This window comes from Luteimonas sp. AC640a (assembly GCF_979256585.1).
Genome location: NZ_CEEDOV010000007.1, coordinates 176,659 through 200,026 on the forward strand (window position 1 = coordinate 176,659; position 23,368 = coordinate 200,026).

25 protein-coding genes are annotated in these 23,368 nt (G+C 67.1%); 19 read left to right on the plus strand and 6 right to left on the minus strand.

The window, feature by feature from the left end:
• Positions 1 to 7: 7 nt before the first annotated feature.
• Positions 8 to 1,858: an ArnT family glycosyltransferase gene (locus tag ACZ9YD_RS04975; protein ID WP_465074022.1), complete on the plus strand. Its 1,851-nt coding sequence runs from the start codon at positions 8 to 10 to the stop codon at positions 1,856 to 1,858.
• 124 nt (positions 1,859 to 1,982) lie between these two features.
• Here ACZ9YD_RS04975 and ACZ9YD_RS04980 read toward each other — a convergent pair whose 3' ends face one another.
• A complete protein-coding gene (locus ACZ9YD_RS04980) occupies positions 1,983 to 2,561 on the minus strand; it encodes a Maf family protein (RefSeq protein ID WP_465074023.1) in 579 nt (192 codons plus the stop codon).
• Positions 2,558 to 2,911: a hypothetical protein gene (locus ACZ9YD_RS04985; RefSeq protein WP_465074024.1), complete on the minus strand. Its 354-nt coding sequence runs from the start codon at positions 2,909 to 2,911 to the stop codon at positions 2,558 to 2,560. Before ACZ9YD_RS04985 ends, ACZ9YD_RS04980 begins: the two co-directional genes overlap by 4 nt.
• Positions 2,912 to 3,045: 134 nt before the next feature.
• On the opposite strand from ACZ9YD_RS04985, the gene ACZ9YD_RS04990 reads away from it, so the two are divergent.
• From ACZ9YD_RS04990 to fabF, 8 genes are all read left to right on the plus strand, one after another.
• Positions 3,046 to 3,564 carry a YceD family protein gene (locus ACZ9YD_RS04990; protein WP_465074025.1) on the plus strand — a complete coding sequence of 173 codons (519 nt, stop codon included), beginning with the start codon at positions 3,046 to 3,048 and terminating at the stop codon, positions 3,562 to 3,564.
• A 20-nt stretch (positions 3,565 to 3,584) separates the two neighbouring features.
• Positions 3,585 to 3,779: a 50S ribosomal protein L32 gene (gene rpmF, locus ACZ9YD_RS04995; protein WP_159679179.1), complete on the plus strand. Its 195-nt coding sequence runs from the start codon at positions 3,585 to 3,587 to the stop codon at positions 3,777 to 3,779.
• 136 nt (positions 3,780 to 3,915) lie between these two features.
• Positions 3,916 to 4,899: a beta-ketoacyl-ACP synthase III gene (locus tag ACZ9YD_RS05000; RefSeq protein WP_465074026.1), complete on the plus strand. Its 984-nt coding sequence runs from the start codon at positions 3,916 to 3,918 to the stop codon at positions 4,897 to 4,899.
• An 80-nt stretch (positions 4,900 to 4,979) separates the two neighbouring features.
• Positions 4,980 to 5,771, plus strand: a complete 792-nt coding sequence (locus ACZ9YD_RS05005) for a BUD32 family EKC/KEOPS complex subunit (RefSeq protein ID WP_465074027.1) — start codon at positions 4,980 to 4,982, stop codon at positions 5,769 to 5,771.
• 106 nt (positions 5,772 to 5,877) lie between these two features.
• Entirely contained in the window at positions 5,878 to 6,825 is a 948-nt protein-coding gene (gene fabD / locus ACZ9YD_RS05010) for an ACP S-malonyltransferase (RefSeq protein ID WP_465074028.1), read from the plus strand.
• Positions 6,826 to 6,928: 103 nt separating this feature from the next.
• Entirely contained in the window at positions 6,929 to 7,672 is a 744-nt protein-coding gene (fabG, locus tag ACZ9YD_RS05015; RefSeq protein ID WP_465074029.1) for a 3-oxoacyl-ACP reductase FabG, read from the plus strand.
• Between the two features lie 131 nt (positions 7,673 to 7,803).
• Entirely contained in the window at positions 7,804 to 8,043 is a 240-nt protein-coding gene (gene acpP, locus ACZ9YD_RS05020) for an acyl carrier protein (RefSeq protein WP_232135906.1), read from the plus strand.
• Positions 8,044 to 8,200: 157 nt separating this feature from the next.
• A complete protein-coding gene (gene fabF, locus ACZ9YD_RS05025; RefSeq protein ID WP_465074030.1) occupies positions 8,201 to 9,439 on the plus strand; it encodes a beta-ketoacyl-ACP synthase II in 1,239 nt (412 codons plus the stop codon).
• A gap of 253 nt (positions 9,440 to 9,692) precedes the next feature.
• On the opposite strand, the gene cysS is transcribed toward fabF, so the two are convergent.
• Positions 9,693 to 11,060, minus strand: a complete 1,368-nt coding sequence (gene cysS, locus ACZ9YD_RS05030) for a cysteine--tRNA ligase (RefSeq protein ID WP_465074031.1) — start codon at positions 11,058 to 11,060, stop codon at positions 9,693 to 9,695.
• Between the two features lie 217 nt (positions 11,061 to 11,277).
• On the opposite strand from cysS, the gene ACZ9YD_RS05035 reads away from it, so the two are divergent.
• The 10 genes from ACZ9YD_RS05035 to proB all read left to right on the plus strand — a co-directional run bounded on the left by ACZ9YD_RS05035 (position 11,278) and on the right by proB (position 21,315).
• The gene (locus ACZ9YD_RS05035) at positions 11,278 to 11,715 is read left to right on the plus strand and encodes a hypothetical protein (protein WP_465074032.1); all 438 of its coding nucleotides are present in this window, start codon (positions 11,278 to 11,280) and stop codon (positions 11,713 to 11,715) included.
• Positions 11,716 to 12,008: 293 nt separating this feature from the next.
• Positions 12,009 to 13,019: an N-acetylornithine carbamoyltransferase gene (locus tag ACZ9YD_RS05040; RefSeq protein ID WP_465074033.1), complete on the plus strand. Its 1,011-nt coding sequence runs from the start codon at positions 12,009 to 12,011 to the stop codon at positions 13,017 to 13,019.
• 51 nt (positions 13,020 to 13,070) lie between these two features.
• On the plus strand, positions 13,071 to 14,276 hold the full coding sequence (locus ACZ9YD_RS05045) for an argininosuccinate synthase (protein WP_465074034.1): 1,206 nt from the start codon (positions 13,071 to 13,073) through the stop codon (positions 14,274 to 14,276).
• Positions 14,277 to 14,405: 129 nt separating this feature from the next.
• Positions 14,406 to 15,521, plus strand: coding sequence for an acetylornithine deacetylase (locus ACZ9YD_RS05050; protein WP_465074035.1), 1,116 nt, complete (start codon positions 14,406 to 14,408; stop codon positions 15,519 to 15,521).
• Between the two features lie 118 nt (positions 15,522 to 15,639).
• Entirely contained in the window at positions 15,640 to 16,905 is a 1,266-nt protein-coding gene (locus ACZ9YD_RS05055; protein ID WP_465074684.1) for an acetylglutamate kinase, read from the plus strand.
• Positions 16,906 to 16,980: 75 nt separating this feature from the next.
• Positions 16,981 to 17,532, plus strand: a complete 552-nt coding sequence (locus tag ACZ9YD_RS05060) for a GNAT family N-acetyltransferase (RefSeq protein WP_465074685.1) — start codon at positions 16,981 to 16,983, stop codon at positions 17,530 to 17,532.
• Entirely contained in the window at positions 17,529 to 18,482 is a 954-nt protein-coding gene (gene argC / locus ACZ9YD_RS05065; protein WP_465074036.1) for an N-acetyl-gamma-glutamyl-phosphate reductase, read from the plus strand. Before ACZ9YD_RS05060 ends, argC begins: the two co-directional genes overlap by 4 nt.
• Before the next feature lie 87 nt (positions 18,483 to 18,569).
• Positions 18,570 to 19,865 (plus strand): argininosuccinate lyase, encoded by a 1,296-nt coding sequence (gene argH / locus ACZ9YD_RS05070; protein WP_465074037.1) that lies wholly within the window; start codon positions 18,570 to 18,572, stop codon positions 19,863 to 19,865.
• Between the two features lie 30 nt (positions 19,866 to 19,895).
• Positions 19,896 to 20,153 carry a YciI family protein gene (locus ACZ9YD_RS05075; protein ID WP_465074038.1) on the plus strand — a complete coding sequence of 86 codons (258 nt, stop codon included), beginning with the start codon at positions 19,896 to 19,898 and terminating at the stop codon, positions 20,151 to 20,153.
• A gap of 13 nt (positions 20,154 to 20,166) precedes the next feature.
• Complete coding sequence (proB, locus tag ACZ9YD_RS05080) at positions 20,167 to 21,315, plus strand: glutamate 5-kinase (protein WP_465074039.1); 1,149 nt, start codon at positions 20,167 to 20,169, stop codon at positions 21,313 to 21,315.
• Positions 21,316 to 21,321: 6 nt separating this feature from the next.
• On the opposite strand, the gene ACZ9YD_RS05085 is transcribed toward proB, so the two are convergent.
• The 3 genes from ACZ9YD_RS05085 to pgaC are packed head-to-tail and all read right to left on the minus strand — an operon-like array spanning position 21,322 to position 23,365.
• Complete coding sequence (locus tag ACZ9YD_RS05085; protein WP_465074040.1) at positions 21,322 to 21,624, minus strand: hypothetical protein; 303 nt, start codon at positions 21,622 to 21,624, stop codon at positions 21,322 to 21,324.
• 44 nt (positions 21,625 to 21,668) lie between these two features.
• Positions 21,669 to 22,109 (minus strand): poly-beta-1,6-N-acetyl-D-glucosamine biosynthesis protein PgaD, encoded by a 441-nt coding sequence (gene pgaD / locus ACZ9YD_RS05090; protein WP_465074041.1) that lies wholly within the window; start codon positions 22,107 to 22,109, stop codon positions 21,669 to 21,671.
• Positions 22,106 to 23,365, minus strand: coding sequence for a poly-beta-1,6-N-acetyl-D-glucosamine synthase (pgaC, locus tag ACZ9YD_RS05095; protein WP_465074042.1), 1,260 nt, complete (start codon positions 23,363 to 23,365; stop codon positions 22,106 to 22,108). The genes pgaD and pgaC overlap by 4 nt, the downstream gene beginning before the upstream one ends.
• Between the last annotated feature and the right edge of the window lie 3 nt (positions 23,366 to 23,368).

Genomic DNA, 23,368 nt, shown 5'->3' on the forward strand with positions numbered 1-23,368 from the left:
GCGGCGGATGGAAATGCGCACGGTGTTCGTCGTGCTGTGGACGACGATTGTGCTGCTGAAGCTGGCCATCGCCGCGCGGTTGCCGCTGTTCGTCGACGAGGCGTTCTACTGGCTCGAAGGCCAGCATCCCGCGTTCGCGTATTCCGATCTGCCGGGACTGACTGCATGGCTGATCCGGATCGGGACGGAAATCTTCGGCGACGGATTGCTCGCGGTGCGCTTGCCCTTCATCGCGATCTCGGCGCTGGTGCCGTGGCTGGTGGTGCGTCTGACCGCGCGTGAATTCGACCCGCAGTCCGCGTGGCTTTCGGGCTGCGCTGCATTGCTGTTGCCGCTGCTCGGTTCGCTGGGCGTGATGGCGCTGCCCGATGCGATGCTCGCGCTGGCGACGGTGCTGTGTCTGGATGCCGGCGTGCGTCTGCTGCGCGGCGTGACCCATGGCGGCGCGCTGCTGCTCGCGCTCGGTCTGTCGCTCGGCGCGCTGAGCCACTATCGCTTCATCGCGGTGATCGGTGTCGGCATTGTCGCGCTTCTCACCATCGCCAAGGGCCGCGAAGCCCTGCGCGATCCGCGCGTTTGGATCGCGATCGCAGCCGGCGCCGCTGCGTGGATTCCGCTGCTGGTCTGGAACGTCGACAACGCCGAAGCCGGCCTGCGCTTCCAGATGGTCGATCGCCACCCTTGGGCGCTGCATGCCGACGGCTGGCAGTTCATCGTGATCCAGGCGGCGATGGTGACGCCGTTGCTGTTCGCCGCGCTGCTGATCGCAGCCTGGCGCCTGCGCCGGGCGCCGGACGATGCGGCGCGTTTTCTCGCGCTGTCCGGCGGCCTAATGGTGCTCGGCTTCTTCGCGCTCGGCTTCGTCGCCGACACCGAACGTGCGAGTTTCCACTGGCCGCTGCCGGGCTACCTCGCGCTGCTGCCGCTGGTGGGTTTCGTGCTGATGACGTGGCCGCGCTGGCTGCGTATCGCAACGTGGGTGACGCTGGCGCTCGGTTTCCTCGGCGTGGTCGGTTACTACGCCGCGGTCTCCGCGCCGGAGGTGCGCGAGCGCAGCGCGGGGCTCAAGTGGTATCCATCGAATTTCGCCGGCTGGGACACGCTGGCCGATGCGGTGCGTGAAGAGCTCGCGACCATGCCGGCCGACACCGTGCTCGTCGCCGACAACTTCAAGATCGGCGCCGAACTCGGCTTCGCGCTCGGCGATCCACGCATCCGCGTGCTCGACCATCCTCTCAACCGCCACCACGGTCGCGCGCCGCAGCTGCAGCTCTGGCATCTGCAACTCGATGACCGCGCAGAGCTGGCAGGGCGTCCGGTCCTGCTGGTCACCGGCGCCAACGATGTCAAGTTCAGTGCGCTCCTGCAGCGCTACCAGACGGTCTGCGCGCGCATGGGCGCGCTGCCGGTCTCGCGCGTTGTCAACGCCGATCGCGGCGCGCAGCGTTTCATCCTGTCGCGGTTCGATGGCGATGTGGTGGCCGGCGAGGGCGATTGCGTCACGCCTGCGCTCGCCTACGTCGATACGCCGCTGGCAGGTGCGCGCGTCGATGCGCCGTTCGAGGTGCGCGGCTGGGTGGTCAAGGACGGCAGCGGCGTCGAATCGATCGCAGTCACGGTCGATGGCGTGGCGGTCGCGCAGGCGGAGTACGGCGCGCCGAACCCCTGGATCGTTGAGCAGTTCCTGGCAGGCGAGGCGCGTGATCCTGCGGGCGTCAATATCGGTTTCACCGCGACGGTCGATCCGGCGACGCTCAGTCCGGGTCGGCATTGGCTCGGACTCGAGATCACCGGCCGCGATGGCTCGGTCGAGCATTGGGCCGAACAGCCGATCATCATCGCGCCGGCCTCGCGCTGAGCGGAGCGCCTCGGACGTTGCGGGAACGCGGTTGCGCGTGCGGCTGCGCTGCTGGCGATGCTTCAATCGCGGGTCAGCCCGCGCCTGCAGGGCGTGTTGCGGCGCGCGCGCTCACACCAAGTCTTCAGGGCACGGCGTAGCCCGCCGACCGCAGCAGACGTGCGGTCGCGATCAGCGGCAGGCCGACCAGTGCGGTCGGGTCTTCGCTGCGGATCGCTTCGAACAGCGCAATGCCGAGGCCTTCACATTTGAAGCTGCCAGCGCAATCGAAAGGGTGTTCGGCGTCGACATAGCGCGCGATCTCATCCGTGGTCAGGTCGCGGAACATGACTTCTGTGCGGTCCTGCGCCTGCAGCGTCGCCTCGCCCTTGCGCGCCAGGGCCAGTGCGGTGTGGAACACCACGCAGGAACCCGACATCGCGGTCAGCTGCGCAATCGCCGCATCGCGCCCGCCCGGCTTGCCGAGCGGACGGCCATCGAGCGCGGCGACCTGATCGGAGCCGATGACCCAGGCGCCGGGCATCCGCGCGGCGACGTCTTCGGCCTTGGCCTGCGCCAGGCGGATCGCCAGTGCAGCAGGGGCTTCGCCGTGGCGGGGCGTCTCGTCGACAGCAGGGCGCTCGCAGGTGAACGGCAACCGCAGGCGACCCAGCAGCGCTCGACGGTAGACCGACGTCGAGCCGAGAATCAGAGGCGACGTCATCCGCCAGCTCCGGCGCGCACCAGCGCCAGCTGGGCCAGTTGCCGGTCGATGCGGGCCTGCGCCTGTTCGATCGATTCGCGCATCGCGTCCAGCGCCGCTATATCCGCGCTCGATCCGTGTTGCTGCAACCACAACCGCTGGCGCAGCATCTCCTGGAGCGCATCGCGCACAGGATCGGCGCCTACCTGTCCGATCTGGGCGCGGGCGATCCGCAGGCGCGCCTCGAAGGTGTCTGCGGCATCGAGCACGCGCGCGTAGGCGCGGTGCCGGCGTCGGGCGCGATGTCGCCACACCAGTACAATGGCAGTCGCAAGGACGGTGGCCAGCAGCAGGCTGGTGATCGGCTGCACGCAGGTCATCCTGTATCGCGGCGGTCCAGTCTGCCCGGCAGGTCGCGGTGCCGGCAAATCTGCTGGCGGCTACAGCGAAGGGAAATGCGAAGCGGTTTGACAGCCCGGAGCCGCGTCTTTAACATTCGGCGGCTATGTCCGCGCAAATGCCCGAGTTGGTTGACGCTTGGCGCATGGTCGCAGGCAGCATGCGCCTCGACGGGCGCCTGCCGTTGGCGTCTTTTACGCGCTTGCGCGACCTGCTGGCCGATGCCGAAGGCGACGACGTGATCTGCTCGATCGAGTTTGGTCGCGACGCGCTGCAACAGCCGTTTGCGCTGTTGCGCATTGAAGCCGGGTTGCCGCTGGTCTGTCAGCGGACGCTCCAGCGTTTCGTGTGGCCGCTCGATGTCGAGCAGCGGTTGGGTTTGATCCGCGATGAAGCGGAGGAGGCTGCGCTGCTGCCCGATTACGAGTCGCTGCTGTTGGAAGGCGACGGCGCGCTGTCACCGGTCGCGTTGATCGAAGACGAATTGATTCTGGCAATACCCGCGATTCCGGTCGCACCTGGCTCCGAAGCGATCGAACGCGACTGGCCGGTGTCGAGCGAAGAAGAGACACGCGCCAACCCGTTTTCGGCGTTGGCGGGTTTGAAGAAAGATCGAAACAACTAGAACCTGTTGGAGCAATTTCCATGGCTGTGCAGAAATCCCGCGTCACCCCGTCCCGTCGTGGCATGCGTCGCGCGCACGACAAGCTGAGCGCCAAGCTGCTGTCGACCGACCAGACGACGGGTGAGACCCATATCCGTCATCACATCACCGCCGACGGTTACTACCGTGGCAAGCAGGTGATCCAGCCGAAGACGCGCGTCGTCGAGGAAGATTGATCCTCGCTGCCCGCCACCTCGTGGGCGGGCGCACGATGCATCGGGCGCAGCCTCCGTCCCTGACGGGCGGCTGCGCCTGCCGTTGGCAGGGATGCCAGCTTCAGATCACGCGCCTCGCGCGAGGGCCGCTCCGCAGATGACCAGCGAACGCATCTATTCCCGCATTGCCGGCACCGGCAGTTATCTGCCCGAGAAGGTGCTGACCAACGACGACCTCGCGAAGTTCGTCGACACCAGCGACGAATGGATCGCGAGCCGCACCGGTATCCGCGAGCGCCACGTCGCCGCCGAGGGCGAAACGACCAGCGATCTGGCCTTCCATGCCGCGACGCGTGCGATGGAAGCAGCGGGCGTATCCGGATCCGAACTCGACCTGGTCATCGTCGGCACCACGACGCCGGACATCATCTTTCCGTCCACCGCGTGCCTGCTGCAGGCACGGCTGGGCGCCAACGGCTGCGGTGCGTTCGACGTCAACGCGGCGTGTTCGGGGTTTCTCTACGCGCTTTCGATCGCCGACAAGTTCATCAAGTCCGGCGATGCCAGGACCGTGCTCGTAGTCGGCGCCGAAACGCTGACGCGGATGGTCGACTGGAGCGAGCGCACCACGGCTGTGCTGTTCGGTGACGGCGCCGGCGCGGTCGTGCTCAAGGCCGATACCGAAACCGGCATCCTCAGCACCCATCTGCACGCCGATGGCGCGAAGAAGGAGATGTTGTGGAACCCGGTCGGCGTGTCCGTCGGCTTCCGCGACGACCAGCCCAATGCCGGCGTGCGCATCCAGATGTCCGGCAGCGATGTCTTCAAGTACGCAGTGAAGGCGCTTGATTCCGTGGTCGAGGAAACGCTCGTGGCGAACGGCCTCGATCGCCACGACATCGACTGGCTCATTCCGCACCAGGCCAATTTGCGCATCATCGAAGCCACGGCCAAGCGCCTGGACATGCCGATGGATCGCGTCGTGGTGACAGTCGACAAGCACGGCAACACCTCGTCCGGCTCAGTGCCTCTGGCACTCGACGAGGCCGTGCGATCGGGTCGCGTGCAGCGCGGCCAACTGCTGCTGCTCGAAGCATTCGGCGGCGGCTTCACCTGGGGTTCGGCGCTGCTGCGCTACTGAGTTCCGCGTGCGGGGTCCGCTGGCCCCGCAGGTGATTCCACTTCGCGGACTTCGCGTCCGCACGACACGGAGGCTCCCGCATGGGCGTCGAATCCATCGTCGTGGCCGGGCGCGATGCCTGGCTCAAGGCGTACGCCGACGGCGACAGCCGCAAGTTCGGTCTCGGCATTCTCGACGCGATTGCGCGCGGGCTCGACATCGACGCCCTGCGTCCGCCGCCGCATCCCGGTGGCGGCGAAGCCAAGCGGATCGAAACGCGCAGGCTGGCCGAGCTCGACGCCCAGGGCGTGCGCGTGCCGCGTGTGCTGGGGGAGGGCGCATCTACATTGCTGCTGAGCAATCTCGGCAACACGTTCGCATCGCACCTGCGCGCTGCCGATGGCAATGTGGCGCGTATCGATGCGCTGACGACCGTGGTGATCGACGCGATCGCTGATGCGCATGCGCGCGGCGCCTATTTCGGTCAGCCGCTGCCGCGCAACATCACCCTCGACGACAGCGGTCGCGTGGGCTTCATCGATTTCGAAGAAGACCCGCTCGAAGTGATGTCGCTGCCGCAGGCGCAAGCACGCGACTGGCTGATGTTCGCGTTCGGCATGGCGAAGTACTACGACGGCCGCACCGATGCGCTCGCCGACATGCTCTCGCGGGTGATGCGGCGCGAACCTGAAGTGGCCGCGCACGCGGGCCGAGTCGGCCGGCTGAAGGGCTTCGCCCAGCGTATCCGCTGGCTCGGACGTTCCGCCCGTCACGTCGCGCATTCAATCCTCGTCGTGCGCGCGGCGACGCTGCTGCCTGTGCTGCTCGTCGTCGCCGTGTTGTGGGACTGGCTCGACGACGGCGAGATCGAACTGCTGCGGGTGATGTTCTGAGCAGCCTGTACGCGATTGCTGCGTCGTTGCCGGCATACGCACCGGTACAGACAATGTCGCGGCTTCGCACTTATCATCGCTCCCGGTTTTGAGGCTGGAAATACGCGTGACCGCATCGCAACTCGCAATCGTCTTCCCGGGCCAGGGCTCGCAGTCGCTGGGCATGCTCGGCGATCTCGCCGCGCGCCATCCGGTGATCGTCGAGGCATTCGCCGAAGCATCCGAAGGCGCGGGCGTCGATCTGTGGACGCTGTCGCAGCAGGGCCCCGAGGCGCAGCTCAACCAGACCGAGTTCACCCAGCCCGCGTTGCTGGCTGCCGGTGTCGCCGTGTGGCGCGCGTGGCAGCAGCGGGGCGGCGCAGTGCCTGGCGCGCTGGCCGGGCACAGCCTCGGCGAATACACCGCGCTGGTCGCGGCCGGCGTGCTGTCGTTGTCCGATGCCGCCAAGCTGGTGCGTCTGCGCGGTCAGTGGATGCAGAGTGCCGCGCCCGCGGGCACCGGTGCGATGGCCGCGGTCATCGGCGCAGAGGATGCGCTGGTGGAAGAGGTGTGCCGTGACGCGTCCGAGGACGGCAGCGTCGTCGTGCCGGCCAATTTCAATTCGCCCGGGCAGATCGTCATCGGCGGACATGTCGCGGCAGTCGATCGCGCGATCGCGCTGCTCGGCGAGCGTGGGGTGCGCAAGGTCGTGAAGCTGGCGGTCAGCGTGCCTTCGCACACGCCGCTGATGCGCGAGGCCGCGGATCGGCTGGCCGAGTCGATGGACGCGGTCGCGTGGCGTGCGCCGTCGCTGCCGGTGGTGCAGAACGTCGACGCGACCGTGCACGAGAGTGTCGATGCAATTCGCGACGCGCTGGTGCGCCAGCTGTATCTGCCGGTGCAGTGGACGCGCTGCGTCGAGACGCTGTCGGCGCGCGGCGTCACGCGTATTGCCGAGTGCGGCCCGGGCAAGGTGCTGGCCGGACTGGTCAAGCGCATCGACAAGTCGATCGAGACGCGCGCGCTCGCTGCGCCAGACGATTTCGACGCCGCGCTGGCAGACTGGACGGTCTGAACCCGGCGAACGGACGCGGATCGGCGCACACTGCGGACTGTAGGTGCGAAAGCGTCCTGCGATCGTCGATCTCCGCAGTCACACACGCCTTATTGGAGTTTTCATGAGCGCACCTCTTTCCGGCGAGATCGTTCTCGTCACCGGCGCAAGCCGCGGCATCGGTGCCGCAATCGCCGACACGCTGGCCGCGCAAGGCGCGACCGTGATCGGCACCGCGACCAGCGACGCGGGCGCATCGAAGATCGGCGAGCGCCTGTCCGCGCACGGCGGTCACGGCCGCGTGCTGGACGTGTCGCAGCCGGGCACGATCGAAGCGCTGGTCGAATCGATCGCGTCCGAGTTCGGCGCGATCTCGATCCTCGTCAACAATGCCGGCATCACTCGCGACAACCTGCTGATGCGCATGAAGGACGAGGACTGGCAGGCCATCCTCGACACCAACCTGACCAGCGTCTACCGCAGCTCGAAGGCGGTGATGCGCGGCATGATGAAGGCGCGGAAGGGGCGCATCATCAACATCGCGTCGGTGATCGGCGTGACCGGCAATGCGGGCCAGGCGAACTACGCCGCGGCCAAGGCCGGCATCATCGCTTTCAGCAAATCGCTGGCGAAGGAAATCGGTTCGCGCGGCATCACGGTCAACGTGGTTGCGCCCGGCTTCATCGCCACTGACATGACCCGTGATCTGCCGGACGAATCCAAGGCCGCGTTGACCGAACGCATCGCGCTCGGCCGTCTCGGCGAACCGGATGACATCGCGCAGGCCGTGGCCTTCCTGGCCGGGCCGTCGGCGGCCTACATCACCGGCGAAACCCTGCACGTCAACGGCGGCATGTACATGCCCTGAGCGGGGTTGCGTCGACACTTGAATTCCGAGGGCAAGCCGTTGAATGGCAAGGGCTTTGATGGTGGTGCGCCCATCGCCCGGCTTTCCCTTACACTATCCACCGAAAATCGCCTCCCCGGAGCAAACTACCCATGAGCAACATCGAAGAGCGCGTCAAGAAGATTGTCATCGAGCAGCTGGGCGTCAAGGAAGAAGAAGTCAGCAACAGCGCTTCCTTCGTCGATGACCTCGGTGCCGATTCCCTCGACACCGTCGAGCTGGTGATGGCGCTGGAAGAAGAGTTCGAGTGCGAGATTCCGGACGAAGAAGCCGAGAAGATCACCTCGGTGCAGCAGGCGATCGACTACGTCAAGACGCACGCCAAGGGCTGATGCCCGCGTCCGCGCCCACGGTTCGATCCGATGGGCGTGTGACTGGTCCGGCCGCGATGCGGCCGGGCAGACAGGTTCCAGCACGAGGCCGCGTTGCGGCCTCGTGCGTATTGGCGGCGACCAACCGCGCCGCCACCGACTTCTCAGGAGTTGAACAATGGCCAAGCGCCGCGTCGTCATCACGGGCATCGGCATCCTCTCGCCGCTGGGCAACGATCTGGCTTCGAGCTGGGACGGCATCGTCAACGGCCGGTCGGGCATCGGCCCGATCACCCATTTCGACCCGACCCATTTCGCCACGCGTATCGCGGGCGAGGTGAAGGGCTTCGATGCGACCCAGTGGATCGCGCCGAAAGACGTCAAGAAGATGGATCCCTTCGTGCACTACGGTGTCGCCGGCGGCCTGATGGCGATTGCCGACGCAGGCATCGATGTGCGTGAATCCGACGCCGAGCGCATCGGCGTGGCGATCGGCGCGGGTATCGGTGGCCTCAAGGGCATCGAAGAGACCGCGATCAAGTACGCCGAGGGCGGCCCGCGCAAGATCTCGCCGTTCTACGTGCCCAGCACGATCATCAACATGATCTCCGGCCAGGTCTCGATCATGTCCGGCGCCAAGGGTCCGAACATCGCGGCGGTGACCGCGTGTACCACCGGCACGCACAACATCGGTCTGGCGATGCGCATGATCCAGTACGGCGACGCGGACGTGATGATCGCCGGCGGCGCCGAGTTCGCGACCACGCCGACGTCGGTCGGTGGCTTTTGCTCGATGAAGGCGATGTCCACCCGCAACGACGATCCGACCGGCGCTTCGCGTCCGTGGGACATCGAACGGGACGGCTTCGTCATGGGCGATGGCGCGGGCGTGCTGGTGCTTGAGGAATACGAGCGCGCGAAAGCGCGTGGCGCACGCATCTATGCCGAGGTCGCGGGTTTTGGCATGAGCGGCGACGCGTTCCACATGACCTCGCCCAGCGAGAACGGCGAGGGTGGCGGCCGCTGCATGCGCGCCGCGATCAACGATGCCGGCATCGATCCCTCGCAGATCGGCTACATCAATGCGCATGGCACTTCGACGCCGGCTGGCGATGTCGCCGAGACGATGGGTATCAAGGGCGTACTCGGCGCGCATGCGTCGAAGGTGATGGTCAGCTCGACGAAGTCGATGACCGGCCACCTGCTGGGCGCGGCCGGCGGCATCGAGGCGGTGTTCTCGGCGATGGCACTGCACACCGGCATCATCCCGCCGACGATCAACCTGCACACGCCGGGCGAAGGCTGCGATCTCGACTACGTGCCGCTCACCGCGCGCGAGCACCAGGTCGAATACGTCATGTCGAACTCGTTCGGCTTCGGCGGCACCAACGGCACGCTGGTGTTCCGCAAGGTCTGACGGCGACGTTGGATTGGCGAAAAAAAAGGCCCGCGCAAGCGGGCCTTTTTCTTGTCTGCCGACGAGGCGATAGGGCGGAGCGCTTGGGGCCTTGCCGTCATCCCAGCGGCCTTCAACAGACGAATGTCTGGTCATGCTGGGATCCATTTTGACGTTGCACTGGCGAAGTTTGGGACATCGCTGATTCTGGATCTTTGCGAAGATCAAAATGGGCCCCAGCGTGCGCTGGGGTGACGGTACAGGTGGATCAATCTCAGCCGCGCTTCCACCGCACGCCCTGCGGCGTGTCCTCGAGCACGATCTGTTCGGCTGCGAGCTGGTCGCGGATCGCGTCGGCGCGGGCGAAGTCGCGGGCCTGCTTGGCGGCGACACGTTCGTCGATCAGCGCCTGGATGCGTGCGTCGTCGTCGTCGCTGGCGCCGCGGGCGAACCAGTCGGCGGGCGCCTGCTGCAGCAGACCCAGTGCGAGGCCGGCGCCGAGCAGGTCCGCCTTGAGCGTCGCGCGCGTGGCGTCGTCGGTGGCCTTGCGTGCATCGCCAGCGATGCGCGCGACCTCGGCTAGCGCGGCCGGCGTGTTGAGATCCTCGTCCAGCACCGCTTCGATGCTGTCGGGAATCCGTGCCTCGGCGTCGACATCGGCCAGATCGCGCAGCGTGCCGTAAAGTCGGTCCAGCGTACGCACCGACTGTTCGATCAGCGCATCCGACCAGTCCAGCGGCTGACGGTAGTGCGCAGAGAGCAGGGCATAACGCAGCGCTTCGGGTGCGTGCGTGCGCACCAGATCGTGCACGCGCTCGATGTTGCCGATCGACTTGGACATCTTGCTGCCGGCGAAGGTCAGCATGCCGTTGTGCAGCCAGACGGTCGCGAACGGCGCGCCGCCATGGGCACATTCGCTCTGCGCGATCTCGTTCTCGTGATGGGGGAACTGCAGGTCCACGCCGCCGGCGTGGATGTCGATCGTCTCGCCCAGATGCGCGGCAGCCATCGCCGAACATTCAATATGCCAGCCGGGCCGGCCGAGGCCCCACGGCGATTCCCAGCCGGGGAGATCATCGGTCGATGGCTTCCACAGCACGAAGTCGCCGGCATCGCGCTTGTACGGCGCAACCTCGATGCGGGCGCCGGCGATCATGTCGTCGGTATCGCGGCGGGAGAGCTTGCCGTAGCCGTCGAAGCTGCCGACCGCGAACAGCACGTGGCCTTCGGCCGCATAGGCGTGGCCGCTGTCGATCAGGCGCTCGATCATCGCAACGATCTCGCCGATATGCGCGGTCGCGGCTGGCTCGATGTCCGGCGGGGCAATGCCCAGCGCGGCCATGTCCTCGCGATAGGCGGCGGCGAAGCGGTCGGTGATCGTCGAGATCGGCACGCCCTGGTCGCGCGCGGCGGCGTTGATCTTGTCGTCGACGTCGGTGATGTTGCGCGCGTATTTCAGCGCGCCGAAGCGGCGCCGCAGCAAGTCGGCCAGTACGCCGAACACGACCGGACCACGGGCATTGCCGATGTGGACGTAGTTGTAGACCGTCGGGCCGCAGACGTACATCGTAGGGCACGCGGGATCGAGGGGCGCGAACGGTTCGAGGCGGCGGGTCAGGCTGTTGTAGAGATGCAGGGACATGGCGGGCTCGCCGGGATAACCGCACGATTCTAACGATGCTCGCCGCGTCGCGCTGCCCCAGGCACTGCGCGGCCCGCGAGCCGCATCGCAGCGGGCACGACGCGTGTTCACGACAGCATCGATTCAGCCCCCGCGGGTGGGCGCGGCCTACACTGCATCGGTGTCGATCGCGCTCCGAAGCCACCCTCGTGCGAATCCTGCGCTGCCTGTCCTGGCGGTGCTGTTCGTCTGTGCGTGCCCAGCGTTCGCACAGAGCCCGCCGCCGGCGCCCGAGAACGCGCGGCTCGAGTACGCGCAGGTGCTGCGGGCCGAGCCGGTCTACCAGACGCTGCGCGCGACCAGCATGGTCGAGCGTTGCGAGGCCACCACGCCGGTCGCCGCGGAAGACCAGCGCCGCGGATTCGCGCGCATGGTCGGCGCGGTCAAGGACGTGCTGCGTTCCGAGGATGACCGGGTCGAGGAAACCGACCGCTCCGCCGGTGGCGACTGCCGCATGGTGCCGATCGAGCGCGAGTTCCGCCGGCCGATCGCCTACGACGTCGACTACGTGCACAAGGGCGTCAAGTACCGCTCGCGCCTCCCGTACGACCCGGGCAACCGCCTGCGCGTGCGCGTGTCGGTGACGCCGATCGTGCCACCGGCCGGCGAGCGTTGAACCTCGCGTCAGCCGCTGTTGCAGTGCAGCGCGTCGCGTGCGAGGATTCGCGCCTCATGAACGCCCCGCGCGCCAACGCCGACATCCTCACCTCCGCCCGTATGGCGTCGGGGATGACCTCGCGTGCCCGCCGACCGGAAGCCCACATCCTCCCGGGCTAGTCGGAACGTTGTTCGCGTATGCGTGCTGTTCTGCAGAAAACCCGGCCGATGCCGGGTTTTTTCGTTTCCGAAACACCGGTTTCATCGATCCATCCGATCCTTACCTCTATCGCCTCCACGAGATTTCCACCGATGACCGCGATCCGACACTTCCTCAACACGCAGGACTGGTCCCGTCCCGACCTCGACGCCCTGCTGGCCGATGCCGCGCGCTTCAAGCGCGAGAAGCTCGGCGATGCGCTCAAGGGCCGGTCGATCGCGCTGGTGTTCTTCAATCCATCGATGCGCACGCGCACCAGCTTCGAACTCGGCGCATTCCAGCTTGGCGGTCACGCCATCGTGTTGCAGCCGGGCAAGGACGCATGGCCGATCGAATTCGATCTGGGCACGGTGATGGACGGCGACACCGAGGAACACGTGGCCGAGGTCGCGCGCGTGCTCGGCCGCTACGTCGACATGATCGGCGTGCGCGCGTTTCCGAAGTTCGTCGACTGGTCGATCGATCGCGAAGACAAGGTGCTCAAGGCGTTCGCGCAGTACTCGCCGGTGCCGGTCATCAACATGGAGACCATCACCCATCCCTGCCAGGAACTGGCGCACGCGCTGGCGCTGCAGGAACACTTCGGCACCTCGGATCTGCGCGGCAAGAAGTACGTGCTGACCTGGACCTATCACCCGAAGCCGCTCAACACCGCGGTCGCGAATTCCGCGCTGACCATCGCCACGCGCATGGGCATGGACGTGACCCTGCTGTGCCCGACGCCCGATTACGTGCTCGACACGCGCTACATGGACTGGGCGCAGCAGAACGTCGCCGAGAGCGGCGGTTCGCTCGCCGTCAGCCACGACATCGACAGCGCCTACGCCGGCGCCGACGTGGTGTACGCAAAGAGCTGGGGCGCGCTGCCGTTCTTCGGCAACTGGGCGCCCGAGAAGCCGATCCGCGACCAGTACCAGCACTTCATCGTCGACGAGCGGAAGATGGCGCTGACCAACAACGGCGTGTTCTCGCACTGCCTGCCGCTGCGCCGCAACGTCAAGGCGACCGACGCGGTGATGGATTCGCCCAACTGCATCGCCATCGACGAAGCCGAGAACCGCCTGCACGTGCAGAAGGCGGTCATGGCGACCCTGATGCGCTGACGCGCACCGCACTTCATCCGAATTCTTTTCCGCATCCCCACGGACATCTCCATGACCAGCGCCCACACCTCCCGCGACATCGTCCTCGCCTTCTCCGGCGGCCTCGACACCAGCTTCTGCGTGCCCTATCTCAAGGAGCAGGGCTGGACCGTGCACACCGTGTTCGCCGACACCGGCGGCGTCGATGCCGAAGAGCGCGCCTTCATCGAGCAGCGTGCGGCTGAACTCGGCGTCGCCAGCCACGTCACCGTCGATGGCGGTCCCGCAATCTGGGACGGTTTCGTCAAGCCGTTCGTCTGGGCCGGTGAGGCTTATCAGGGCCAGTACCCGCTGCTGGTGTCGGACCGCTATCTGATCGTCGATGCCGCGCTCGCGCGCGCCGCCGAACTCGGCACCAACGCGATCGCGCACGGCTGCACCGGCATGGGCAACGACCAGGTGCGGTTCGACCTGGCGGTGAAGGCGCAGGGCGAGTACCGCATCGTGGCACCGATCCGCGAGATCCAGAAGGAACACACGCAGACGCGCGCCTACGAGCAGGCCTATCTGGAGGAGCGCGGCTTCGGCGTGCGCGCCAAGCAGCAGGCCTACACGATCAACGAGAACCTGCTGGGCCTGACGATGTCCGGCGGCGAGATCGACCGCTGGGAAGCGCCGGGCGAGGGTGCACGTGGCTGGTGCGCGCCGCGCGCCGAATGGCCGGAAGCGCCGCTGCAGGTCACGGTGCGGTTCGAACAGGGCACGGCGGTCGCGCTCGATGGCGAAACGCTGCCGGGCGCGCAGATCCTCGCGAAGCTCAACGCACTGTTCGCACCCTATGGCGTGGGCCGCGGCGTCTACACCGGCGACACCGTGATCGGCCTCAAGGGCCGCATCGTGTACGAAGCGCCGGGCCTGATCTCGCTGCTCGCCGCGCACCGCGCGCTCGAAGACACCGTGCTGACCAAGCAGCAGAACCGCTTCAAGCCGGAGGTCGCGCGCAAGTGGACCGAGCTGGTCTACGAGGGCTTCTTCCACGATCCGCTCAAGGCCGACATCGAAGCCTTCCTCGAATCCTCGCAGGCCAAGGTGACCGGTGAAGTGGTGCTGGAAACCCGCGGCGGCCGCGTCGACGCGGTGGCGGTGACCTCGCCGCACATCCTCAACGCCAAGGGCGCGACCTACGCGCAGTCCGCGGACTGGGGCGTCGAGGAGGCCGAAGGGTTCATCAAGCTGTTCGGCATGAGCTCGACGCTGTACGCGCAGGTCAATCGCTGAGTGTCGAGCCCCTCTCCCTCAGGGAGAGGGGTTGGGGTGAGGGCCGCAAGGTCGCGCCCCTCATCCGCCCCTTCGGGGCACCTTCTCCCTGAGTGAGAAGGGTTCATCCGCCCGGAATTTCTTGACTCCATGACCGATCTGCTTGCCACGACCCTCGACCATCTCGAACACCTGGTGTCCTTCGACACCCGCAATCCGCCGCGTGCGATTGCGGCCGAGGGCGGTATCTTCGATTACATCCGTGGCCGGCTGCCTGGTTTCGATGTCGAAGTGATCGACCACGGCGACGGCGCGGTGAGCCTGTTCGCGGTGCGCGGTGCGCCGACGGTGCTGTTCAACGTGCACCTGGACACGGTGCCGGATTCGCCCGACTGGAGCGCCGATCCGCACGTGATGCGGCGCCTCGATGATCGTGTGGTCGGCCTCGGTGTCTGCGATATCAAGGGCGCGGCGGCGGCGCTGATCGCAGCGGCCAATGCCGGTGATGGCGATGCGGCGTTCCTGTTTTCCTCGGACGAGGAAGCCAACGATCCGCGCTGCATCGCGGCGTTCCTCGCGCGCGGTCTGTCGTTCGAGGCCGTCCTGGTCGCCGAGCCGACCCAGTGCGAAGCCGTGCTCGCGCATCGCGGCATCAGCTCGGTGCTGATGCGTTTCGCTGGCACTGCGGGCCATGCATCCGGCAAGCAGGATCCGGCGGCGAGCGCGCTGCACCAGGCGATGCGCTGGGGCGGCCGTGCGCTCGATCACGTCGAATCCTTGGCGCACGCGCGCTTCGGCGGTCTGACCGGTCTGCGCTTCAACATCGGCCGGGTCGAAGGCGGCATCAAGGCCAATATGATCGCGCCGGCCGCCGAGCTGCGCTTCGGCTTCCGGCCGTTGCCGTCGATGGACATCGACGATCTGCTGCAGACCTTCTCCGGATTCGCCCAGCCAGAAGCGGCGCATTTCGAGGAAACCTTCCGCGGTCCGAGCTTGCCGTCGGGTGCGGCTTCTGATGGGAGTGCTGATCGCGCCGAAGACCGCCGGCTCGCCGCGCGCGACATCGCCGACGCCTTCGATCTGCCGATCGGCAACGCGGTCGATTTCTGGACCGAGGCCTCGCTGTTCTCGGCCGGTGGTTACACCGCGCTGGTCTATGGCCCGGGCGACATCGCCCAGGCGCATACCGGCGACGAGTTCGTGACGCTCGATCAACTGCAGCGCTACGCCGATTCAGTGCACCGGATCATCAACGGCGATCGCTGAGCAATTCCCGCATCGCCCGCTTTCCACGCGCCATCCCACGCCCAACCGATTGCAGCCCGTGAACATTCCCGCGACCCACGTCCAGACCCGTCAGACCATCGTGCGCCTGCTTTCGAGCATGGCCAGCGCGAAGGAAATCAGCCAGTACCTCAAGCGCTTCTCGCAGCTCGATGCCAAGCGCTTCGCCGTGGTCAAGGTCGGCGGCGCGGTGCTGCGCGACGAACTCGACGATCTGACGTCCTCGCTGTCGTTCCTGCAGGAAGTCGGCCTGACGCCGATCGTGCTGCACGGCGCCGGCCCGCAGCTGGACGCCGAACTGGCCGCGGCCGGTATCGAGAAGCAGACCGTGGGTGGCCTGCGCGTCACCACGCCCGAGGCGCTGGCCATCGTGCGCCGCGTGTTCCAGGCCGCGAACCTGCGCCTGGTCGAAGCCCTGCAACGCAACGGCGCGCGTGCGACCTCGATCACCGGCGGTGTGTTCGAAGCGACGTATCTCGACCAGGCCACCTATGGCCTGGTCGGTGAAGTGAGCGCCGTGAATCTCGCGCCGATCGAAGCCAGCCTGCAGGCCGGCTCGATTCCAGTGATCACGAGCCTCGGCGAAACCGCGTCGGGCCAGATCCTCAACATCAATGCCGATTTCGCCGCCAACGAACTCGTGCGCGAACTGCAGCCCTACAAGATCATTTTCCTGACCGGCACCGGCGGCCTGCTGGATGCCGACGGCAAGGTGATCGATTCGATCAACCTGTCGACCGAGTACGACCATCTGATCCAGCAGCCGTGGATCCATGGCGGCATGAAGGTGAAGATCGAGCAGATCAAGGCGTTGCTCGAAGGTCTGCCGATGGCCTCGTCGGTATCGATCACGCGTCCGGCCGATCTCGCCAAGGAGCTGTTTACGCACAAGGGCTCGGGCACGCTGGTGCGTCGCGGTGAGCAGGTGCTGCGCGTGACCGACTGGTCGGATCTGGATCTCGAACGACTCAAGTCGCTGATCGAATCGAGCTTCGGCCGCGCGCTCGCCCCCGACTACTTCGAGCGCACACCGCTGCTGCGCGCCTACGTCAGCGAGAACTACCGGGCTGCGGTGATCCTGACCGAAGGCGAGGGCACGGTATATCTGGACAAGTTCGCCGTGCTCGACGATGCGCAGGGCGAAGGTCTGGGGCGCGCGGTGTGGAACGTGATGCGTGACGAGACGCCGCAGCTGTTCTGGCGTTCGCGCCACCACAACCAGGTCAACATCTTCTATTACGCCGAGTCCGACGGCTGCATCAAGCAGGAGAAGTGGAAGGTGTTCTGGTACGGACTGGACGGCTTCGAGCAGATCCAGCGCTGCGTCGCGCATTGCGCGACCCGCCCGCCGACGCTGGTGGGCTGAGTGGGCGAACCCGTCGCCGACGTTGCGTGGACACGGACCCCGACCCTGACCGGTCGTCACGTGTCGCTGGTGCCCATGGCGCCGGCGCACGCCGATGCGCTTGCGACGGTGTCGCGCGACAGCGCGCTGCACACGGTCTGGTACACCAACGTGCCCGCGCCGGATGACGTGCCGCGCTACATCGACGATGCACTCACGTCGCAGGCGGCCGGTGAAGCGCTGGTGTTCGCGGTGCTGGATGCCGATGGCAACGTCGTCGGCAGCACGCGCTTCTACGATCTCGATGCCGCCGTGCCCAATCTCAGGATCGGCTACACCTGGTACGCGCCGCGTGTGCAGCGCACCGGCTTGAACACGGACGCCAAGCGACTGCTGCTCGCGCATGCCTTCGACGTGCTCGGCTGCGCCTCGGTGTCGTTCGAGACCAGCTGGTTCAATCACGCCTCGCGTGCGGCCATCGCGCGTCTCGGCGCGAAACAGGATGGCGTGCTGCGCCACCACAAACGGCATGCCGACGGCTCGCTGCGGGACACCGTGGTGTTTTCGGTGATCGACGCCGAGTGGCCGGCCGTGCGTCGCCATCTCGGATTCAAACTCGACACGTTCAAGCTGGACACCTCTCCATGAGCACATCTCCCATCCGCCTCGGCATCGTCGGCGCGCGCGGCCACACCGGTCAGGAACTGATCCGCCTCGTCGCCGCGCATCCGGGCCTCGAACTCGCGTTCGTGTCCTCGCGTGAGCTCGACGGCCAGCGCGTCGCCGATCATACCGACGGCTTCGCGGGCGAACTGCGCTTCGAAAGCCTCGTTGCCGACGCGGTCGCCGCGAAGGGCGCCGATGCGGTGATCCTCGCGCTGCCCAACGGCAAGGCCGCGCCCTTCGTTGCTGCGATCGATGCTGCCAGGCCGGACACGCTGATCGTCGACCTGTCGGCCGACTACCGCTTCGAGGCCGGCTGGCATTACGGGCTGCCCGAACTGACGCGTGCGCGGTACGCCGGCCAGCGCCGGATCAGCAATCCCGGCTGCTACGCGACCGCAATGCAGCTGGCGATCGCGCCCCTCGTCGAACATCTCGCCGGGCCGCCGCAGTGTTTCGGCGTGTCCGGCTACTCGGGCGCGGGCACCACGCCGTCGGACAAGAACGATACCGCGCTGCTGGCCGACAACCTGATGCCCTACGCGCTGACCAACCACGTGCACGAGCGCGAGGTGTCGAAGCAGCTGTCGCTGCCGGTCGAATTCATGCCGCATGTCGCGCCGCATTTCCGCGGCATCACGATGACGGTCAACCTGTGGCTGTCGTCGCCGATGACGCGCGACGCGGTCAAGACGCTGTTCGATACGCGCTACGCCGACGAACCGCTGGTCGAGGTCATCGACGACGCGCCGTGGGTCAGCAAAATCGCCGGCCGTCATGGCGCGCAGATCGGCGCCTTCACGATGGCGCCGGGCAATGGCCGGGTCGTCGTCGTGGCGACGCTCGACAATCTGCTCAAGGGCGCGGCGACGCAGGCGATGCAGAACCTCAACCGTGCGCTGGGCTTCGACGAGTTGACGTCGATCCCGCATTGATTCCCGCTAGGCGCGTACGACTGCGCGCCACCAGTACAGCTGTATCGCGCGCGAGCGCGCTCCTCCAGATCCCGCAAGGACACCGACATGAGCACTCTCCTCTGGCAGAAGCCTGGCGTCGCCGTCGACACGCAGATCCAGGCGTTTCTCGCCGGTGACGACGTGATCCTCGACCGCGAATTCTTCCTGCACGACATCGCCGCGAGCGCCGCCCATGCGGAAGGTCTGCAGCGCGTCGGCATCCTCTCAAGCGACGAGCTCGACGGCTTGAAGCGCGAACTGGCGACGCTGGCCGACGATTTCCGCAGCGGCGCCTTCGTGCTCGACGAACGCTTCGAGGATGGCCATTCGGCGATCGAGGATCGTCTGACCGAACGTCTCGGCGATGCCGGTCGGCGCATCCACACCGGCCGCAGCCGCAACGACCAGGTGCTGGTCGCGACGCGCCTGTGGCTGAAGGAGAAGCTCGCGCGTCTGGCCGCGCTGTCGCGCGAGATCGCCAAGATCGCGATCGACCGCGCCGAAGCCGAGCGCGAGCTGCCGATTCCCGGTTACACCCACATCCAGCGCGCCGTGCTGTCCTCGGGCGGCATGTGGTGGTCGGGCTGGGCCGAGGCCTTTATCGACGACGCGGTGCGTGCGCAAGACACGCTCGCGCTGATCGACTGCAATCCGCTCGGCACGGCGGCCGGCTACGGCGTGAATCTCGCGCTCGATCGTGACCACACCACCGCCGCACTCGGCTTCGCGCGGCTGCAGGTCTCGCCTGTTTACGCGCAGCTTTCGCGCGGCAAGTTCGAACTCGCCGCGCTCGAAGCGCTGGGCAGCGCGACGCTGGATCTGCGTCGTCTGGCCTGGGATCTCTCACAGTTCACCAGCGCGGAGTACGGCTTCGTCGCATTGCCGGCGCAGTACACGACCGGCAGCTCGATCATGCCGAACAAGCGCAATCCCGACGTCGTCGAACTGATGCGCGCCACGCACGCCAGCGTCGCCGCGGCACGCACCGAGATCGAGCATCTGCTTTCGCTGCCGTCGGGCTATCACCGCGACCTGCAGAGTTCCAAGGGCGCGATCTTCCACGGCTTCGGTCGCGGACTCGCCGCGCTGGAGCTGCTGCCGGCGCTGCTGGCGAATCTCGAATGGCGCGAAGACCGCCTGTGCGCGGCTGTCGATTCGGGCATGTACGCGACCGATGTCGCGGTCGAAGCCGCCATCGCCGGCGTGCCGTTCCGCGAGGCGTATCAAGCTGCTGCGGCCAGCGCCGACACGGCCGGGCAGGGCCGCACGCCGGAAGGCAGTCTCGCCGCGCGCACCTCGCCGGGCGGCGCTGCCGACCTGCGCCTGGACACGCTGCGTGCGCGCTGGGATGCGCTGGCCTGAGTCCCTGATTCCCTTGCGAGAGCTGCCGACATGAAACGCTTCCTCGTCATCGCGATGCGCCGCCCGGACTTCGATGTGTCCGTCGTCGCGCCGCATCAGGCCTTCCTCGACGACCTGCGCGCGCGGGGCCTGCTGGATATGACCGGCGGCTTCGCGGACGGCACGGGCGGCGCGTATCTGTTGAGCGGGATCGGGTCATTGGACGAAGCGCAGGCGATCGTCGCGGCCGACCCGTTGGCACTACAGAATGTGAGCGAGCTCGTCGTCCACGAGTGGAACACCCGCTGAGCGCAGCCGACCGATGCACGTGCCCGACACCGATGCGTTTCCCGAACAGCCGCTGCCGCCCTGGCGGCGCGCGGTGCTCAAGGTCGGCAGTAGCCTGCTGGCGGCAGATGGCGGCGGCCTGTCGGCGCAATACGCCAAAGCGCTTGCCGGTTTTGTCCGCGCAAGCCACGCCGCGGGGCGCGAGGTCGTCGTGGTGTCGTCGGGCGCCGTCGCGGCGGGCCGCGCGATCCTGCATGCCAATCCCGCGCCTGGCGCGCCGATGGCCGAGCGCCAGGCACTCGCCGCACTCGGCCAGGCGCGGCTGACCGGCTTCTGGCAGGGCTTCTTCGAACGTCCGGTCGCGCAGGTGCTGCTGACCCACGACGACCTGCGCAACCGCCGTCGCTACCTCAATGCGCGTGCGACGCTGACCGCTTTGCTGCGCCACGGCGCGCTGCCGGTGGTCAACGAGAACGACACGGTCTCGGTCGACGAGCTCAAGCTCGGCGACAACGACAATCTCGCCGCGATCGTCGCCGCGCTGGTCGATGCTGACGTGCTGTTCATCGCCACCGACATCGATGGCCTCTATGACGCGGACCCGCGCATCGAACCGCACGCGCGGCCCATGCCGGTCGTCGCGAAGATGAGCGCCTCACTGCTGGCGGTCGCCGGTGGCGCCGGCAGCAGTGTCGGCACCGGCGGCATGCGCACCAAGCTCGAAGCCGCGCAGCGCGCCGCATCGGCCGGCGTCGCGACGGTGCTGTTCAACGGCCGCCGCGCCGATGTGCTCGATGGCCTCGCGCATGATCGTCTGCGCGGAACGCGCATCCATCCGCTGCGCACGCGCATGGCCGCGCGCAAGCACTGGCTGCAGAACGCGCCGGCCGAGCCGGGCGCGATCATCGTCGACAGCGGCGCCGCGAACGCGATGGTGGAGAAGGGCGCTTCGCTGCTGCCGGGCGGCGTGCTCGCTGCCGAAGGCGAGTTCCGCCGCGGTGACCTGGTGTCGGTGGTCCTGCTCGACGGCGATGCGCTCGAGCCGATCGCGCGCGGCGTGACCCAGTACTCGGCCGACGACATCCGCCGGCTCGCGCGGCGGCATTCGCGTGATATCGAAGGCACGCTGGGCTACAGCTACGGCGAGACCATCGTGCATCGCGACGATCTGGTGCTGGTGTGATCCGGGTCATTCATCACGCGCCCAGCCTTGCACTGTCATTCCGGCTTGACCTGACGCCCGTCTGTCAGAAGCCGCCGGAATGACGGTAATGGGCGACACGTTCTGTGAGAGGAACTGGCCCTCAGTTGCCACAGCACGCGTCGCGCCCATCTCCGCATCGCGCTGCGTTGTCGCTCCCCACACCACATCCACGTCCACGAACGAGCTCCGGACCGCGGCCCTGGCGTGCAGCGATGCGCCCACGCAGGTCGCGATGCGCGACAGCGATGCGCCCGGTGCGCACGTCGATACGATCGGCGGCGCGAGCATGCGCGCCATCGAAGCCGCGGCACACACGTGCCGCCGATTCCGATTCAGCTGCCGACCTTCGCCGCGACAGGACGCGCGTCGTCGTCGAGCGCCAGCTGCACGATACGCCCGTCCCGAAGTTTCGCCGCCAGTGACGCGCTTGCCCCCAGCGCCACGCGAACCTGCTCGTCGGCGATCGCCCCTCGCCGCTTGCGGCGGTCCGCCTTCGAAAACCTGACCCGGTTGTATTCCGCCCAACCGATCAGCAGCACGCCGCAGATCAGTGCAATCACCGGCAGTGACAGCAGCAGGAAGGCGTCGATCTCGCTCTCGTTGAGGTACAGGCGCACGTACGCGGTGCGCACACCGATGAACCAGGCAACTGCGGTAATCAGCGGCACCCAGAGCCAGGCGTAGACGGTCCACGCCGCGGCGGTGAGCGCGCCCGAAGCGAAGCGCTTGCGTGGCCCGCGTGCGGGCGTGTGGTCGATGATCGGTGGGGTCATGCGGCAGCGCCTCGGTCGGGACTGGTCCACACCGCGCGGCGACGGCGGCGCAGCAGGGTGCGCGGGAATGCGACGACGGCGGTGAACATGCCGAGCATCCAGAAGGCGATCGGATACCAGATCACCCAGTAGAAATGCCGGGCCATCTTCGTCTCGTAGCGGCGTTCGATGAGCAGGCTGGTGGCGAACTGCAACAGGCAGACGAAGGCCAGCACCACGCCGTGCCAGCGCGGCAGGATGGTGTCCACGTGCCACGCCGGCGGCAGTGTCACGAACAGGCCGACCAGCCACAGGGTGATGATCGTCAGCATCACGTAGGCCCAGGCCAGGCTCAGCAGGTATTCGAGCAGTACGCCCCACATGCGGCGTTTCTTCCACGCCAGCACGCTGCGGCCATGGCTCAGCAGCACCTCGACACCGCCGCAGGCCCAGCGCAGGCGCTGCGACCACAGGCCGCGCAGGGTTTCCGGCATCAGGATCCAGCACAGCGCGTTGGGTTCGTAACGGATGTCCCAGCCGGCCATCTGCAGGCGCCAGGAGATGTCGATGTCCTCGGTGACCATCTGGTCGGACCAGTAGCCGACATCGTGCAAGGCCGTGCGACGGAACGCGCAGATCACGCCCGAGATCGTGAACAGACGTCCGTAGGTTCGCTGCGCACGCTTGATCAGCCCGATGATCGCGGAGAACTCGCCGATCTGCATGCGGCCCATCAGGGTGGTGCGGTTGCGAATGCGCGGGTTGCCCGTCACGGCGCCGACCCGCGGCCCGTCGATCAGATGGCCGACCATCCACCGCACCGCGTGCGGGTCGAGCGTGGCGTCGGAATCCACGCAGACCAGGTAATCCGACGCAGCGGCCAACGTCCCCATACGCAGTGCGTTGGCCTTGCCCTGATTCTCCGCCAGATGCACCACGCGCAGGCGCGGATGGTCGGCGACCAGTGCGTCGAGCAGTTCACGCGTGCGATCAGTGCTGCCGTCGTCGATCGCGATGATCTCGAAGTCCGGATACACCTGCGCCGAGAGCGCGGTGATTGTCGAGGCGATGTGGTCTTCCTCGTTGAAGCAGGGCACCAGCACCGAGACGAACGGCGTATGCCGCATCGGCGGCGGCGCGTCGGGCTTCGGCGCCTTGCGCTCGCGACGCATGTAGTAGTAGACGCCGCCGGTCATCCAGAAGAACGCCATGACGATCGGATAGAAGAACGCGAAGTTGAACAACCAGCGTGTCCACGCAATCGAAGACCAGTCCATCGC